This is a genomic window from Frankia sp. Cppng1_Ct_nod (assembly GCF_920656135.1).
Lineage (GTDB): Bacteria > Actinomycetota > Actinomycetes > Frankiales > Frankiaceae > Protofrankia > Protofrankia meridionalis.
In genome coordinates this window covers 1-16,974 of sequence record NZ_CAKKTK010000053.1, presented here as the reverse complement: position 1 = coordinate 16,974, position 16,974 = coordinate 1, and the positions used below count along the sequence as shown (strand labels likewise).

The window sequence follows — 16,974 nt, the reverse complement described above, 5'->3', positions numbered from 1 at the left end:
CTCTTCTGGATCTCGTGGGCGCCTGTTGACCAGGACCCAGTGCCCAGGTTTCAACCCGAGTGCGGCAGGATCGGGAACCATGCTCCAATCTGACCGTGTGAGAGGCGCTGACCAGGGAACTGGCAGCCAGCTGTCGGGCGCTCCAGGTGCCGCCGCTGACGGTTCCGGCGAAACCGGTCCGCGCGGGGTGTTCTCAGCCCGTCCGGATGGTTCCGCCAGACGTTCCCTGGACCGCCGTAAGTTGTTGAGCCTGGCCGGCATGACCGCTGCCGCCGTACCGCTTGCCGCGTGCGGAGGGAGCGGCGGTGGGGCGAACACGACCCGATCCATTCGGATCGGCTATGTGAGCCCGCAGACCGGGTCGCTTGCCGCGTTCGGTGCTGCCGATAAGTACGTAACCGAGGCGATGCAGGCGTTCTTTCGGCGTGGGCTGACCGTAGGCTCCCGTACCTACCCAGTGGACATCATCGTCCGGGACAGCCAGTCCGACCAGAACCGAGCGGCTCAGGCGGCGAGCGACCTGATCTTCATAGATCGAGTGGACCTTGTTCTTGTGGCCTCCACGCCGGACACCATCAACCCGGTCTCGGACCAGTGCGAGGCGAACGAGGTGCCGTGTATCTCCACGACGGCGCCCTGGCAATCGTGGTTCCTGGGGCGCGGCGGTGACGCGACCCGCCCGTTCTCGTGGACATATCACTTCTTCTGGGGCATCGAAGACGTGATCCAGGTCTACAAGGGAATGTGGGGCCAGCTCGGGACCAACAAGAAGGTCGGTGTGCTGTGGCCGGACGACTCCGACGGCCGTGCGTTCGCCAATCAGACCACCGGATTTCCGCCGGCCATGGCCTCGGCCGGATACACGGTTGTCGCCCCGAGCTCTTTCCCTGCCGGTACCACCGACTTCAGCGCTCAGGTCGCCCTGTTCAAGAACAAGGGCGTTGACGTGCTGACAGGTGTCCTGTCCCCGGTGGACTTCGCCGCCTTCTGGCGGGAGGCGGGAAGGCAGGAGTTCAAGCCGAAGATCGTAACGGTTGCGAAGGCACTGCTTTTCCCGCAGTCAGTACTGGATCTTGGGACGAGTGCCGACAATCTCAGCACCGAGGTCTGGTGGTCGCCCTACCACCGTTTCCGTAGCTCGCTGACGGGAGCGACCCCGGAGGCCCTCGCGAACGACTTCACGGCGAAGACCGGGAAGCCCTGGGTGCAGACCCTCGGGTTCGTGCACGCCCTCTATGAGGTGGCAGCCGCGGCGTTGGGCCAGGTTGACGCGGTCGGTGACCGGAAGGCGTTGGCCGCGGCCATAGGCAAGCTGCGGATCAATACGATCGTCGGGCCACTGGCCTTCGGTGGGCTGTCCAACATCCCCAAGAACGTCGCCAAGACGCCTCTGGTCGGGGGGCAGTGGCGCAGGTCGGACAAGGGCTACGACCTGAAGATCGTCAACACCGACGTGAGTAACGACAACATCGCCGCGCAGCAGGATGTACTGCGACCGTACGTCTGAGCGGGTTGCTCCCGAGGGTCCGCCCCATGGCCCGAGGGGACGTCATGTGACGTCCCCTCGGGCCATGGGTGCACCGCCTCGGCCAATGGGCGTCAGGCTCGCGCGACCGCCCGTGACATGGTGTGCTCGACCACCGAGATCAATGCGCTCTTCGTGGAGTCGCGGTTCCGTGCGTCGCAGGTGATGATCGGAACGCCCTGGCTGATCTGCAGGGCTTCCCGGACGTCTTCGATGGAATGTCTGAGGATTCCGTCGAAACAGTTCACGCCGACGACGAAGGGCAGCTGTCGTTGCTCGAAGTAGTCGACTGCGGCGAAACAGTCCGCGAGGCGCCGGGTGTCGGCCAGCACGATGGCACCGATCGCGCCCCGCACGATGTCGTCCCACATGAACCAGAATCGGTACTGGCCCGGCGTACCGAACAGGTAGAGGATCAGATCCTCGTCCAGGGAGACTCGACCGAAGTCCATTGCGACCGTGGTTGTCTTCTTGTCGCTGACGTGGCTCAGGTCATCAATGTGCGCCCCGGCTTCGGTCATCACGGCCTCGGTGCGCAGGGGCACGATCTCAGACACCGACCCCACGAAGGTCGTCTTACCGGCACCGAAACCACCGGCGACGACGATCTTGACCGATGTTGTGGCGACGGAGGAGTTGACCCGTCTGCGGTCAGAGCTTTCGAAGGCCACTGAGAACCCTTTCGAGCAGCGCGAGATCCGGCGCCTCGTCGCGATCCGGTTGCTGGTGCACTCGGACATAACCTTCGTCCGCCATGTCGCCTACCAACACCCTTGCGACTCCGAGGGGGACCCGCAGGCCGGCGGCGATCTCCGCGATCGATCGCACATGCCGGCACATGGCGGCAATTGTCTGTTGCTCCAGGGCAAGTTCGATTGCCCGCTCTTCACCGAGGGGTGTCGTGAAGACAAGTGCCTCGATGGCAAGTTCGTACCGTGAGCGCGTCCGGCCGCCCGTCATCGCATAGGGGCGGACGACCGGCCCAGGGGCATTTTCGGGATCGATGCTCACCCTGACCCCCTGTGTTCCCGCCGGCTCACCGCGGAAGGATTCCCTGCAGCTCGGCCCGTAGCGCCGGGGTCAAGACGTCCATGGCCCGGGTTACCAGCAGTGCCATCTCATATCCCACCAGCCCGATGTCGCAGGACGGTGCGGCGAGAACCGCCATACTCGCTCCGTCGCTGATCGCCATGATGAACAGGAAACCATGCTCCATCTCGACGACGGTCTGGGTCACGTTGCCCGCCTCGAAGACGCGGGCGGCACCCTGGGTAAGGCTTACCAGACCGGAGGCAACGGCCGACAACTGGTCTGCCCGGTCTCGGGGGAAGCCGTCCGACACAGCCAGCAACAGACCATCCGCCGAGACCACCACGGTGTGCGCGACACCCGGTACCCTCTCGACAAAATTATTGATCAACCAGTTGAGGTTCTGTGCGTCTGAGCTCATGGGCGTCACATGTCCTCCTGGGCGTCCCGACGAAAGGTGGGCGCGGCGTCCTTGGTGGCATCGCGACCTTGCCGAACACCTTGATAGAAGCTGGCGAGCCGGCCACCGACTGCTTCGGGAGACCGGGTGGGTGTCTCCGGGGGACGGCGCCGTGGTCCGGATTCGGCGCTGCCGGGGACGAGATGGGTCATGGGAACCCGCATCGGCAGACCCGCCCGAGTCGTTCCGCCTCCGGCGGGTTCGCGGGCGGCCTCAGCCGCCTGCCAGCCGGCATCCCCGGCAGAGGACCATGACGGAGGTTCGGCGAGCGGGGAAGCCGGCTGCGCGTCCACGGGACTGGTGACCATCGGGGTCGCTCGTGGCTGTTCCACTGGAGCGACCGGGGGGATGCCCATGTTGATATCTGCGCGGATCGGGGATTCGGGCGGCGCTGCGTTCGGTCCGCTGCTCGCTGCCGGGTTTGAAACCCGGCCCGGGGCCGGGAACGGTGAACCTGGACGTGTGGTTTCGCCGCCCATGCTGATGCCGCCGCGTCCGCTGAGCCGACCGAGCGTCTCCGACGGTCGCGAGTCACCGCGCCCGATGGACGGCCCCCGATTGACGGTGGGAGCCGGACGTCGAACAGGGGAAGGCGGCGGTGTGGAGCGGCGCGTCGGCAATGCGGGTGCAGGGGAGCGTCGCTGGAACCAGGCGGAGACGGAATCGAAGATCGGGGTGGTGTCGGCGTCCTCGGTTTCCCGGTCCGGCCCTTGTTGTTCCTCCACGTCGTTCGCGAGGGCGAAGGACGGATCGTCCAGCGGACCCGAGAGAAGGTCCGGCCCGAACTCGGATCCGTAGGTCGTATCCGGTGGTGTGCCGCGGTACTGGCCTCCGGGACGCGTGCCCGAGACGGGAATCTCCCCCCCCCGGACTGTTTCAGGACCGGTGGTCGGATTCACCGATCGGGTGAAGTCCGGCGTGCCTCCGTTCCCGGGTGTCGTAACGCCTGTGACCGAGGGGCCGGGGTCAGACGGAGCGAAGTAACTCGTCATACCCGGTCCGCGGGGAATCTCATAGTTGCTGGTGGCCGGCGGCCTGTCCGCAAGGGATGGTTCGACATCCATCCGGCGTACCGCGGACAGGTCCTGTGCACCGGTATCCGCGTCGAGGTCGTCACCGACCGCAGGTCTTTCAAACCCGATGTCACCGGATCCTGCGGTGATTTTGTCGCGTTCAGGCGACGTGAAGGCCTGGCCGGTGGGCATGGCTTCCGCCGGGGAGCGGTGTCCGTAATCACCGTTGGCCCCGTTGGCCCCGTTGGCCCCGTTGGCCCCGTTGACGCCAGGTGCCGTCAGAGGCGGCGGCTCGGTGACCCTTCGTCCCTCGGTTGGAAGAGGTCCGCTGCCGTTGGACATGCCGTTCGGTATGCCGTTGGCGTAGCCGAGCGGACTGCCGTTGGACATGGGACTGCCGTTGGACATGCCGTTCGGTATGCCGTTGGCGTAGCCGAGCGGACTGCCGTTGGACATGCCGTTGGACATGCCGTTGGCGTAGCCGAGCGGACTGCCGTTGGACATGGGACTGCCGTTGGACCCGGGAGCGGACGAGCTGTGCTCCAGAGCCGGCCGGTTGGAGGTTGCGGGGCGTCCGCCGCCGACCGTTACCTGGGCGCGCGGTGGTGTGGCCGACGACGGATCACCGGTGACGACCTTGGCCGGCAGCCGGACGACGGCGGTGATGCCGCCGGATGTCGACTCCCGAAGCTGAACCCGGATGCCGTGGCGGGTGGCGAGGCGACCGACTGCGAACAGACCCATCGTCCGGGACACCGACACGTCGACGACCGGCGGGTTGGCCAGACGTTCGTTGATGCGCTCGAGATCCTTGGCCGGCATCCCGATCCCGCGGTCCTCGATTTCGATCATGGCGCCCGCGCCAGGCCCGAGCGAGTGGCTGGTGACCTGCACATCCGTTGCCGGAGGGGAGAACGATGTGGCGTTCTCCAGCAGCTCGGCGATGAGGTGCACGACGTCGCTGACGGCGTGTCCGGCGATCGAGACCGACGCGGCGACCGTCTGCTTGACCCTTGTGTACTGCTCGACCTCGGAGATGGCGGCGAGCACGACCTCGTTGAGAGGGACGGGGTGCGTCCATCGACGGGCGGTGTCGGTGCCGGCCAGAACCAACAGGCTTTCGTTGTTCCGGCGCATACGGGTGGCGAGGTGGTCGAGCTTGAACAGGTTGGAGAGCTGGTCGGGGTCCTGCTCCCGGTTCTCCAGGTCGTCGATCAGTCGCAGCTGGCGTTCGACCAGGCCCTGGCTTCGTCGGGACAGGTTGACGAACATCGCGTTGACGTTGTTACGCAGCACGGCCTGCTCGGAGGCGAGACGGACGGCTTCCCGGTGGACCTCGTCGAAGGCACGGGCGACTTCACCGATCTCCTCCTGGGTGTTGATGCCGACCGGTTCGATGTCGCTGTCGATGTTCTGGTCGGTCGAGTCACGCAGTCGCCGGACCGCCTCGGGAAGGCGGTGGCCGGCGATGTCCAGTGCTGCCGCGCGCAGTCCGAGCAGGGGACGTACCAGGGACCGGGCGACGACCATCGCCGCGAGCAGGGCGGTCGTGAGGATGAACACGATGAGCAGTCCGGACAGCAGCGCCGTGCGTTGGATTTTCGAGCGAAGTGTCTGGACGCGGTTGTCGACGTCACCAAAGAGGGAGGACAGGATTTTGCGATTGAGGTCCATGGTGACCTGGGTCGACTGCAGCCACTTTTGGGAGTCGAGGTCAAGAGCCTGACCGATCTTTCCCGTCAGCACGATCTGAGTGTCGTTGCTGGCCTCTGATACGTCCTGACCACTGACCGTTGCCCGGTACAGGGTGGCCTGGGTGGGGGTCGCCGTGCTCTCGAAGCGGGAAATCTGGCTCTCCCGCCCGGTGCCCAAGCCGACGAACGAGCGGTACTCGCCGCTGTCGAAACGTCCCGTCTGAACCTGCTGCTGTTGCAGAACCCCGTAGATCAGTGACTGTTGGGTGGCGAGCAGTTCCCCTGAGCGGACAATCGCGTCGGTGGCATCCACGCCCGCGGTGAGTACGGCGTCGTCATTGCCCTGCGGGATGAGCGCAACGAGACCGACAAGACTGTCAATCATGGATGTATAGGCCACCTGGACGGAGTCCGGTGACGTCATCGTCAGCACTGCCGTGCGGACGTTCGCCCGGTGGGACAGTCGGTCCGTCGCCGACGCGATTGCGGTGCGGGTCTGGACCGAGAAGGCGTCCTGGCGGCCCCTGAGAGCCTTCTCGTAGTCCGCGGCAGCCTGGTCGACCCGGGTCTGCGCCGCCTTGACCGGGTCGAGGGAGCGTTGTGGCCTGGTGTCCGCGACATAGCCAATCGTATAGGTACGTTCCCGCTCCAGTTCGTACACGAGCGTAGCCGCGCTCCGACTGATCTGAATCATGTCGCGTACCCGGTTGACGTCCCGTGTGCTGGTTAGAACCGTATTGGCTCCCAGCCCGGCGTTGACCAGGATAGCGATCATCGGCACGGCGAGAATCGCGATCAGTTTGGTTCGGACCCGCCAGTTCGACGGCGTGCCCACGATCGCCACTATGCGTTGGACGCCGGCTGGGGCCGGTGACGCAATAGCGGGCATGTCGACACGATGCCCGCCGTCAGCGGACTCCTTCGCCGTCACTTGCGGTGCCGCAGGAGCGTCGATGCCCGTGCTGGCTATCGGTTGTCTGCGCACGTAACCTTCGCAACCTCTCCGCCGGCCTCTCGGAACATGTCGAACCGGGATGGCTCGGTATCGGGCCCGGATGTCCCTCGACAGGCACCTTAGCGGTACGGACAGGTGCCCCGAAAGACGCCTACCCTAGGCTAGTTGTCTGCTTGCGCCCCGCTCGGGTCGGTTCGTTCTCAAGAACGCGGTTGCGGGCGATGGAGGCATGGTTTCGGCACCCTGAAATGCCTGATCGTCACAATCGGTCAGGGTGGTGCGTGGTAGTTGTTCCTCGGCTGGCAGAACGTTGCCCGACCTGTCGGGATGTCGCCCGCGCTCCGTAGGCTGGCTCGGTGAACACCGCTACCCCGAAGCCAGCCGGGCGTCCGGCCGGCGCCGACCGGACCGCCGGTGGCCCGGTCGGGCCCGGTTCCACGCGCGCGGCGACAGGCGTCGCCGAGTCCGGCCGGCCCGCGTCCCGCCCCGCTCATGACACGGTCCTGGTCGTGGATTTCGGCGCGCAGTACGCCCAACTCATCGCCAGGCGGGTGCGCGAGTGCCACGTGTATTCGGAGATCGTGCCGTGGGACCTCCCGGTCGAGGAGCTCCTTGCTCGCAATCCGGCCGCAGTGATCCTTTCGGGTGGGCCGAAGTCGGTGTACTCGCCCGGTGCCCCCGAGATGGACCCGGTGTTGTTCCACGCCGGGGTTCCGGTGCTCGGCATCTGCTATGGCCACCAGGTGATGGCGCATGCGCTGGCCGGTACGGTCGCGCGGACCGGCACCGCGGAATACGGCGCGACCCGTCTCACCGTCATCGCCTCCGGTGTCCTGTTCGCGCATCTGCCGCCCGCCCAGCAGGTGTGGATGTCTCACGGCGACTCGGTGACGGCGGCCCCGCCCGGTTTCGTGGTCACCGCGTCCACGCCGTCGACGCCGGTGGCGGCCTTCGAGGACCTCGGACGCCGACTGTTCGGTGTCCAGTTCCACCCGGAGGTGGTCCACACCGACCGGGGGATGGACGTGCTGCGCCACTTCCTGTTCGCCGGCGCCGGCTGCCGGCCGAACTGGACGATGGTCAACATCGCGGACGAGGCGGTGGCTGCGGTTCGAGCCCGGGTCGGCGACGCGCGGGCGATCTGCGGACTGTCCGGCGGGGTGGACTCGGCGGTGGCTGCAGCGGTGGTGCACCGGGCTGTTGGCGATCAACTGACGTGCGTGTTCGTCGATCACGGGTTGTTGCGTGCAGGCGAGGCGGAGCAGGTGGAGCAGGACTTCGTCGCCTCTACCGGGGTGGAGCTGGTGCATGTCAAGGCCGCTGACCGGTTTGCCGCGGCGCTCGCCGGCGTCACCGACCCGGAGCGGAAGCGGAAGATCATCGGTCGGGAGTTCATCCGGGTCTTCGAGGATGCGGCCCGTGCACTGGAAGCGCGGGCCGAGGCCGAGGGATCCCAGATCGAGTTCCTTGTACAGGGCACGTTGTATCCAGATGTCATCGAGTCGGGGTCACCGACCGCGGCAAAGATCAAGTCGCACCACAACGTCGGTGGGCTCCCCGAGGATCTGCGTTTCACCCTGGTGGAGCCGTTGCGCACGTTGTTCAAGGACGAGGTTCGCCAGCTCGGCGAGGAACTCGGGCTACCCGAGGAGATTGTCTGGCGACAGCCGTTCCCCGGGCCGGGTCTTGCCGTCCGGATCATCGGTGAGGTCACCCCGGAACGCCTGGAAGCGCTGCGGACCGCGGACGAGATCGTACGGGAGGAGGTCCGTCGCGCGGGTCTGGACCGCGAGATCTGGCAGGTGTTCGCCGTGTTGCTGGCAGACGTCCGTTCGGTGGGGGTGCAGGGGGATGAGCGTACCTACGGGCACCCGGTCGTCCTGCGTGCGGTGACCAGTGAGGACGCGATGACCGCAGACTGGGCTCGACTGCCCTACGACCTGCTGGAACGTATCTCGGGCCGGGTGGTCAACGAGGTTGCGCAGGTGAACCGGGTGGTGTACGACATCACCTCGAAGCCTCCCGGCACCATCGAGTGGGAATAGTCCGGGGCACCGACCGGGGAATGGCCGACAGGGAACGGCAGGGCAGCGGGGGAACGCGCCCATCAGGCCGCGGGGGGGTCCAGGGGCTCGGCGGCGAGAGCCCGGACGCGGCGGGCGGTGGCGGAGTCGACGTTGCCGCCGGAGAGGATCACCACGGTAGGGCCCTGTGCAAGACCTGGATAGCGCAGCAGCGCCGCTGTCCCGGCGGCACCGGCAGGTTCCACGCGCTGACCGTCGGCACGCAGCAGACTCACCATCGCCTCCCAGAACGAGTCCTCGTCCACCGTGACCACGTCGTCCACCACCTTGGCCGCAAGTGCCAGCGTCAGATCACCGGCGCTGCCCACGGCGATCCCGTCGGCGAGGGTCACCGGAGGTATCCATAGCCGGTGCCCTGAGCGCCACGACCGAGCGAAGGCGGGTGCACCTGTGGCCTGGACGCCGATCACCCGCACGTTGGCGCGGCGTTGCCTGATCGCCGTCGCGATGCCGGTGATCAGCCCGCCGCCGCCGACGCCGACCAGGACCGTGCGCAGGCCCGGGACCTGGTCCAGCAGTTCAAGGCCGATCGTGCCCTGCCCGGCGATCACGACCGGATCGTCGAAGGGGTGGACGAGCAGGCCGCCGCTGTCGTGGGCGGTGGCCTGCGCGGCGAGCAATGCGGCATCGATTCCGCCGGGTACCTGCTCGACCCGGGCGCCGAGGCGTCGGGTGCGGGCGACCTTGATCGGGTTTGCCCCTTCCGGAACAAAGATCGTCGCGGGTACGTCGAAGTGGGCCGCCGCATACGCCACGCCCTGGGCGTGGTTGCCTGCGCTGGCCGCGACCACGCCACGTGCGCGTACCGCGGGGTCGGCAAGGGCGATCCTGGTGAATGCACCGCGCAACTTGAACGACGCGGTGTGCTGTTCGTGTTCGCACTTCAACCAGACCGGCACGCCGGTCAGCTGGGACAGGTGCGCGCTGGGCACAACCCTGGTCCGCCGGGCCACTGGCGCGAGGACGGCGGCAGCCCGGTCGACCTCGATGTCCAGGGTGTCGATGTGCGCGGTGTCGATGTCCACGTCCGGTTGACGGCCGACCTGGCCGGCTGTGGGCGGGACGGGTCTGGGCGGGGTGCTGGCGGGGTCGGTAGGACCGTCGGCGCTGGTGGCGTGTGCCGCGGTGGCGGCTGGTCGGCTCATCGATGGTCTCCCGATGGCTCGGGCGGCCACCTCTGGCGTGACCGCAGCAACAAAAAAGCCCCCTGCCGAAATGGCAGGAGGGCGAGGCGCGCGGCCCGTGAGTCGGGTTCGCGCGCCTAGTTAATGATCATAAGGTGCTGCGGCACCTTCTCAGCTTGCTCTCGAACACGGGCGATCGTCAAACGGGCCGGCAGTGACTTCCGCTCCAGCCTTGTGTACTTTTTGTCCGTTTCGCATAAGCCGTGCCCGGCGCGCGGGCCACTACCCACACTGCGCGACGGGGCGCGACGGGGCGCGACGGGGGATGTGCGATGAGGGGGGACATCCGGTCCACTCGACCGCGCCTGTGCGGCCTGGACGCTACGCGCGGTCGTGACGCTGGAGGGTGCCTCGTAGGGTGGGGAACGTGTACCACTGTCTGTCCGATGTGTCGGACGCCGAACATACGATCGACCTGTCATGAGTACTCCTTTCGGTGGCCCATCCGCTCACTTCGGCGATGCCCCGTACAGCGACACCCTGTACGGCTCCGGCCCGACCGCGGACCCGGCACCGGACGGGCCGCCCGGCCGTCCCGCGCCACGGCTCGATCCCGGCTCGTTGCTGGAGGGGCTGAACTCGCAGCAGCGGGCCGCGGTCGTCCACGAGGGTTCGCCGCTGCTCGTCGTCGCGGGCGCCGGGTCGGGTAAGACCCGGGTACTGACGAACCGGATCGCCTACCTGCTGGCGGCGCGCGGCGTCCAGGCCACCGAAATTTTGGCGATCACCTTTACCAACAAGGCCGCGAACGAGATGAAGGAGCGGGTCGCCGCTCTGGTCGGCGCGCGCACGCGGGCGATGTGGGTGAGTACCTTCCATTCCGCCTGCGTCCGCATTCTGCGGTCGGAGGCGAAACGGCTCGGGTTCACCACCAGCTTCTCGATCTATGACGCGGCGGATGCACAGCGCCTGATCACGCTGGTCGCCCGCGATCTGGACGTCGACCCGAAGCGGTACCCGGCACGCGCGCTCGCCACCGCGATCAGCAACCTCAAGAACGAGCTGGTCGACTGGGAGACCGCCCGGGACAAGGCATCCAACCACGTCGAACGCACCACCGCTGAGGTTTACGGCAGCTACCAGCGTCGGCTGGTGGAGGCCAACGCGTTCGACTTCGACGATCTCATCATGACCACGGTGAACCTGCTGCAGGCGTTTCCGGATGTCGCCGAACACTACCGTCGCCGTTTCCGTCATGTCCTCGTCGACGAGTACCAGGACACCAACCACGCCCAGTACGTCCTTGTCCGGGAACTGGCGGGACGCATGTCCCCGCTCACGGTCGATGGTGAGCCGGTTCGGCCGGGAACAGCTCCGGCTGCCGGCGGCGACAAGGTGGAACTTGCTGAACTGTGTGTGGTCGGTGACGCGGACCAGTCGATATATGCCTTCCGGGGCGCGAACATCCGCAACATCGTCGAGTTCGAGCAGGATTATTCTGACGCCGCCGTGGTCATGTTGGAGCAGAACTACCGGTCGACCCAGACGATCCTGTCCGCGGCGAACGCGGTGATCGCCCGTAACGACCGGCGTAAGCCCAAACGGCTGTGGTCGGACGCCGGCGACGGCGAAAAGATTGTCGGTTATGTCGCCGAAAACGAACACGATGAGGCTGCTTTCGTCGCCACCGAGGTCGACCGGCTCGGAGACGCTGAACTCGCCCGTCCGGGTGAGGTCGCCGTCTTCTACCGCACCAATGCCCAGAGCCGTGTGTTTGAAGAGCTCTTCGTGCGGGTCGGCCTACCCTATCGGCTGATCGGCGGGGTGCGTTTCTACGAGCGGCGTGAGGTCCGGGACCTTCTCGCCTATCTGCGGGTGCTGGCCAATCCCACGGACACAGTGAACCTGCGACGCATCCTCAACGTACCCAAGCGTGGCATCGGGGACCGCGCCGAGGCAATGCTCGCCGCCTTCGCCGATCGGGAACGGATCTCGTTTGCCGAAGCCCTGCAACGGGTCAGCGAGGTCCCGGGTCTGGCCACACGGTCGGCGAACGCGGTCCGTGGATTCTCCGATCTGCTTGCCGAGCTGCGGACAGTCGCGGACGACGGCCCGGTCGCGGCACTGGAAGCGGCGCTGGAACGGACCGGATACCTGTCCGAACTGACCGCGCAGGACACCATCGAGTCCGAGGGACGGGTGGAGAACCTCCAGGAGTTCGTCAGCGTAGCCCGGGAGTTCGTCGAGCGCTTCCCGGACGGGTCGGTCGCGGACTTCCTCGAGCAGGTCTCCCTGGTGGCTGACGCAGACCAGGTTCCGGGTCCTGACGATCAGGGGGGCGACGACCAGGAGGGCACGGACGGGGTCGTCACCCTGATGACGCTGCACAGCGCAAAGGGGCTGGAGTTCCCGGTGGTGTTCCTGACCGGGCTGGAGGAAGGCGTTTTTCCGCACATGCGCACGCTCGGTGACTCGACCGAACTCGAAGAGGAACGTCGCCTCGCGTACGTCGGCATCACTCGGGCCCGCGCCCGCCTGTATCTCACGCGGGCTCAGATCCGCAGCGCCTGGGGCCAGCCGGCATACAACCCGCCGTCGCGCTTTCTCGACGAGGTGCCGTCCGAGCTTGTCGACTGGCGGCGTCTCGAACAGCCGAGGCCCCCGGCACCCCCGCCGCAGGCGTCCGCGTCGAGCTGGGCGTCGTCGCGGCCCTCCGGTGGGAAGGTCGGGGGGTTGCCGGGACGCCGACCAGCGGCGGTCGCGCGCCCGATTCCCAACCTCTCCACCGGTGACCGGGTCAATCACGACACGTTCGGTCTGGGCCTGGTCGTCGCGATGGCGGGGTCGGGTGAGAACATCGAGGCGAGCGTCGACTTCGGGGATGGAACGGGAACCAAGCGTCTGCTTCTGCGCTACACCCCGATCGAAAAGCTCTGAGTCTCCTTGCGTCCCCAAATGGTCGCGAAGCGGCTTGGCGTGCTGATTTTTGTGTTACGTCGATTCGCGGAGCGGATCGACGGGCCATGGATGGCGGCCGGCCGAAGACACAGGGGTCCCCAAATGGTCGCGAAGCGGCTATTTGGGGGAAGTCAGTAGGTGACCCCATGCTCGATGAGCCATGCCAGTGGGTCGATCTTGGTCCCGTCCTGCCCGTTGAGCCGGACCTCGAAGTGCAGGTGCGGGCCGGTGGAGTGCCCGGTCGACCCCTCCAGGCCGATCTGCTGGCCCGTCGTGACGACCTGGCCGACCCGAACGTCGAGCCGGGCCAGATGTCCGTAGCAGGTGACGACCTTGTTCTCGTGCATGATCTGCACGAAATTGCCGTAACCGGACTCCCATCCCGCGTAGATGACAGTGCCGCCATGGGCGGCGACGATCGGGGTTCCGTACGCCGCCCCGAGGTCGATGCCGGGGTGTCCGTTGGCGCCGCCGAACCGTTGGGTCAGGTATGCCTCGATCGGCCGGACCCAGCGCTGCGTCTCGTCCTGCCGGCGCCCGGTGCGCTCGGCGGCGGCTCGTTGCTGCACAAGCAGGATGGACAACTGGGCCAGGGCCTGGTCGCGGTCGACGCGGTCGGCCTGCGCCCGGCGCTGCATGGCCGCGTCGTCGCTGTGCTGCTGTCCGACCAGGGTCGGATCGCTCAGGTCGTCGGTCGCGTCGTCGGTCTGGGAGGACCCGGCTGCGGAGATCGTCCCGGCGGTTCGCAGTTCGGCCAGGCTCGGTGGCTCCGAGTGCGCGATGCCGGTTGTGTTGACCATGGCGATGCCGAGCGTGGAAACGACAGCGGAGGCGACTCCGGTCCGGCGTACCTGTGAGATCGACATCGTCCGACGGCGGACACCGGCCGGCTTGCCACGCTTCGCGGGCTCACCGTTGCCGCGGTGCCGCCCGGAAGCGTGGGCTGGGGGTTGCGACAACCCGGACTCACGCTCCTGTTGGCCGACAAGGCTCATGCCACGTCTGAACGTGGCATGAGGGGGGATCCTGTAAACCGCTTGGAACGCTACACCGACCAAATCGGGACTTTGCCGCCACCCCGTACCCGATACGGACATCGAGACGTTACGTCAGATACCGGTTGCCTGGTGTAATCGCCATTGGTGGATCTTTATTGATCGCGCCAAACCGATCCGATCATCGGAAAACGATCGGATCCGGTGAGGATCCGGCGAGGCGGGCTGTGTGGACCGTAGGGCCGGTGCGTCCTACAGGGCTTCTGGCTGTGCCGGCGACTCCGGTTGTCGTTCCTTATGGATACCGATGTACTCGACGGTGTCGTCCAGATGGGCCAGGGTGGTCGCGATCTGGTGCACGACCTCGATGTTGAACGGCAGTGAGTGGTGACCCACGTCGGGGAGACACACATTGCGGACGCTGAGATCCGGGTGGTGCAGAAGGGCCGACTCGGTCGGACGCACCACCATGTCCAGCTCCCCGGAGAACGCCACGAACCGCGTCCGGCATCCGGGTGCCGGTCCGGCGAGCTCGCGGATCACGTCCGAGTCCGGGCGCAGCTGGCGCAGGAGCGTGTATGGCACCATCGGCGGGAGCAGTCGGGCCAGGTGGGTGCCTTCATGGGGGGTTCCCAGCGTCACGAGCGTGTGGACGCGGGCATCGCCACCGAGTTTCTGTACGTAGTAACGTGCGACCAGGCCACCGAGCGAGTGCGCGACGATGTGCAGGCGTACATAGCCGGTCTGCTCGCACATTGTTTCGACCACCGCGGCAAGCCGCCGGGCCGCCGAGGGCACGTCCGAGGTGAACAGGGGCAGGTTCACCGTGGCGACTCGCCCGAATCCCCGCCGGTGCAACGACCGGCGTAGCCGAGTGAAGATCGACCTGTTGTCGATCAGTCCATGGACCAGCAGGATCGGTGTGCCCGCGGCTTCGATGTCGCCGACGAGCAGCCCACGCCGCAGTGGGGAGAGTCCTTCGAGGGTGTAACGGTCGGCGGGTTCGCGCAGTTTCTCCGAGACGACCCCGACCGGGTAGAACGCGACGTGGGTTGCCAGCCACGTGGCTTCCACGGCGATCCCGCGCACCGTGCCCGGTGCATCGAGCAGACCGCGGCGCACCTGTGCGCCGCGATGGACCGTGCCTGTACCTACGGACCGGGTGACTCTGCCTGCTGCCGCGCCCATCCGGCTCAGTCGACGCTTTCCGATTGCTTCTTCTCCGTCCGTGCGCAGATAGCCGTCGGAAGAACTGCTGGCGGCGCGATCAGGGGGAGTCGGTGGACCGCGCGACCGGGGTCCCAGGTCGCGCGCGAGGTGGCGACCTGGGTGATGACCCGTGGGGAGTCGCTTTCTCTCGTGCCGCAGGCGGCTCCAGGGATCACCAGGCGCCTACCGTGACCGAGAGTACAAACGGACCCGGGCACTGTCGACTCCCGCTTCCTGGTCAACCACCCGTGGCCTGCCGCGAGCCCGGTCGCAATGGCGTGCTTCTCCGACCGCCCCCCGCTAGCATCCGTTGGAGATCATGTCAGGGGATGCAAGGAGGCGGCGTGAGCGAGCTCGGTGAGCGGATCCGGGTGGTGGTTGCCAAGCCGGGTCTTGACGGCCATGATCGAGGAGCCAAGGTGGTTGCGCGCGCACTACGGGACGCGGGCATGGAGGTCGTCTACACCGGTCTGCACCAGACGCCGGAGCAGATCGTCGAGACCGCCATCCAGGAGGATGCGGACTGCATCGGTCTCTCGGTGCTCTCGGGAGCGCACATGACCCTGTTCGCCCGTCTGATGGAACTGCTGGCGGAACGCGGCGCGACCGACATCGTGGTGACCGGCGGCGGGATCATCCCGGACGCCGACATTCCCGAACTGAAGGCGTTGGGCGTAGGAGAGGTCTTCACTCCGGGAACGACGACAAGCGAGATCGTCGCCTGGATCCGGTCACGGGTGGCCACGGTCCACGCATCCTGACCACACCGCGGCGTCGGGTGGATGTTCCGCGTCGTGCTCCACGGCCACTTTCGAACAGACGGATAGTGATCGTACCCTTACATAGGGTGTGCATGGCGCTATCGTTGCCATCATCGGGATCGCGTTGGGCCGGATTGGAACAACAGCCGTTGTGATCATTGTGATCGCGGTGTCGGCCGCCACAAAGTAAGGCGCTCGGGGCACCGTCCGAGTGATGATGGTGCGGACCTCGGACATACGTGACCGACCGTCGCGGCAAGAGCAGGACAGGCCGAGACGGACACCTCGGTAGGCTCGGGGCGACTCTGACTTTTTCGAACTTCGAACCTTCGACTCTGACCACCGATCTCGTATCCGACTGGACGGACTGTGGATCTCTTCGAATATCAGGCGAAGAAGCTGTTCGCCGATCACGGCGTGCCTGTGCCCACCGGCAAGGTCGCCACGACTCCGGACGAGGCGCGCGCCATCGCTACCGACCTCGGCGGACGCGTCGTTGTCAAAGCGCAGGTCAAGGCCGGCGGCCGCGGCAAGGCAGGCGGGGTGAAGGTTGCCGACGGGCCGGACGACGCCACCGCCAAGGCGTCCGCGATCCTTGGTATGGACATCAAGGGTCACACCGTTCACTCGGTACTCGTGGAGCAGGCGAGCAACATCGCCGAGGAGTACTACGCCTCGTTCCTCCTCGACCGGGCGAACCGGACCTTTCTCGCCATGTGCTCCCGTGAGGGTGGGATGGAGATCGAGGAGGTTGCGGCGACCAAGCCGGAGGCGCTCGCCCGCATCCCGATCGACCCGCTGACCGGGGTCGACGCCACCGTCGCCCGCCAGATCGCGGTCGCGGCGAAGCTGCCTGAGGCAGCCCTTGACGGTGCCACCGAGCTCCTGGTGAAGCTGTGGGACGTCTTCGTCCGGTCCGACGCGACCCTCGTCGAGGTCAACCCGCTGATCCTGACCGCTGACGGCCGGGTGGTGGCCCTGGACGGCAAGGTCAGCCTGGACGAGAACGCCTCTTTCCGGCATCCGGATCACACCGGGTTCGTGGACGTCTCCGCGGTGGATCCGCTGGAGCAGAAGGCCAAGGAGAAGGGCCTCAACTACGTCAAGCTGTCCGGTCAGGTCGGGATCATCGGTAACGGCGCGGGCCTGGTCATGTCCACCCTGGAC

Annotated in this window: 12 protein-coding genes; 5 read left to right on the top strand and 7 right to left on the bottom strand. The window is 66.7% G+C overall.

The window, feature by feature from the left end:
* Positions 1–187 precede the first annotated feature (187 nt).
* Positions 188–1,507, top strand: a complete 1,320-nt coding sequence (locus NBW77_RS15145; protein WP_284346936.1) for an ABC transporter substrate-binding protein — start codon at positions 188–190, stop codon at positions 1,505–1,507.
* 92 nt (positions 1,508–1,599) lie between these two features.
* Here NBW77_RS15145 and NBW77_RS15140 read toward each other — a convergent pair whose 3' ends face one another.
* Genes NBW77_RS15140 through NBW77_RS15125 form a run of 4 tightly spaced genes read right to left on the bottom strand, consistent with a single transcriptional unit; the run spans position 1,600 to position 6,706 of the window.
* Positions 1,600–2,196, bottom strand: coding sequence for a GTP-binding protein (locus NBW77_RS15140; protein ID WP_131748417.1), 597 nt, complete (start codon positions 2,194–2,196; stop codon positions 1,600–1,602).
* On the bottom strand, positions 2,177–2,536 hold the full coding sequence (locus NBW77_RS15135; RefSeq protein ID WP_131748415.1) for a DUF742 domain-containing protein: 360 nt from the start codon (positions 2,534–2,536) through the stop codon (positions 2,177–2,179). The genes NBW77_RS15140 and NBW77_RS15135 overlap by 20 nt, the downstream gene beginning before the upstream one ends.
* A gap of 25 nt (positions 2,537–2,561) precedes the next feature.
* Complete coding sequence (locus tag NBW77_RS15130; protein ID WP_131748414.1) at positions 2,562–2,984, bottom strand: roadblock/LC7 domain-containing protein; 423 nt, start codon at positions 2,982–2,984, stop codon at positions 2,562–2,564.
* Positions 2,981–6,706: a sensor histidine kinase gene (locus NBW77_RS15125; RefSeq protein ID WP_250279904.1), complete on the bottom strand. Its 3,726-nt coding sequence runs from the start codon at positions 6,704–6,706 to the stop codon at positions 2,981–2,983. Before NBW77_RS15125 ends, NBW77_RS15130 begins: the two co-directional genes overlap by 4 nt.
* A 473-nt stretch (positions 6,707–7,179) precedes the next feature.
* Here NBW77_RS15125 and guaA point away from each other — a divergent pair, with 473 nt between their 5' ends.
* Entirely contained in the window at positions 7,180–8,721 is a 1,542-nt protein-coding gene (guaA, locus tag NBW77_RS15120) for a glutamine-hydrolyzing GMP synthase (RefSeq protein ID WP_250279906.1), read from the top strand.
* Positions 8,722–8,783: 62 nt separating this feature from the next.
* Here the strand turns inward: guaA and NBW77_RS15115 are convergent, their stop codons facing one another.
* A complete protein-coding gene (locus NBW77_RS15115) occupies positions 8,784–9,905 on the bottom strand; it encodes a threonine ammonia-lyase (protein ID WP_131748412.1) in 1,122 nt (373 codons plus the stop codon).
* A gap of 459 nt (positions 9,906–10,364) precedes the next feature.
* Between NBW77_RS15115 and pcrA the strand changes: the two genes are divergently transcribed.
* On the top strand, positions 10,365–12,821 hold the full coding sequence (gene pcrA, locus NBW77_RS15110) for a DNA helicase PcrA (RefSeq protein WP_131748410.1): 2,457 nt from the start codon (positions 10,365–10,367) through the stop codon (positions 12,819–12,821).
* Between the two features lie 152 nt (positions 12,822–12,973).
* Here pcrA and NBW77_RS15105 read toward each other — a convergent pair whose 3' ends face one another.
* On the bottom strand, positions 12,974–13,837 hold the full coding sequence (locus NBW77_RS15105; RefSeq protein WP_242606066.1) for a M23 family metallopeptidase: 864 nt from the start codon (positions 13,835–13,837) through the stop codon (positions 12,974–12,976).
* A gap of 252 nt (positions 13,838–14,089) precedes the next feature.
* Positions 14,090–14,959, bottom strand: coding sequence for an esterase/lipase family protein (locus NBW77_RS15100; protein ID WP_250279903.1), 870 nt, complete (start codon positions 14,957–14,959; stop codon positions 14,090–14,092).
* Between the two features lie 431 nt (positions 14,960–15,390).
* On the opposite strand from NBW77_RS15100, the gene icmB reads away from it, so the two are divergent.
* Positions 15,391–15,807 (top strand): coenzyme B12-dependent isobutyryl CoA mutase small subunit, encoded by a 417-nt coding sequence (gene icmB, locus NBW77_RS15095; protein WP_217497610.1) that lies wholly within the window; start codon positions 15,391–15,393, stop codon positions 15,805–15,807.
* A gap of 369 nt (positions 15,808–16,176) precedes the next feature.
* Positions 16,177–16,974, top strand: a 798-nt coding sequence (gene sucC / locus NBW77_RS15090; protein ID WP_250279902.1) for an ADP-forming succinate--CoA ligase subunit beta, incomplete at its 3' end; no start/stop codon positions are given.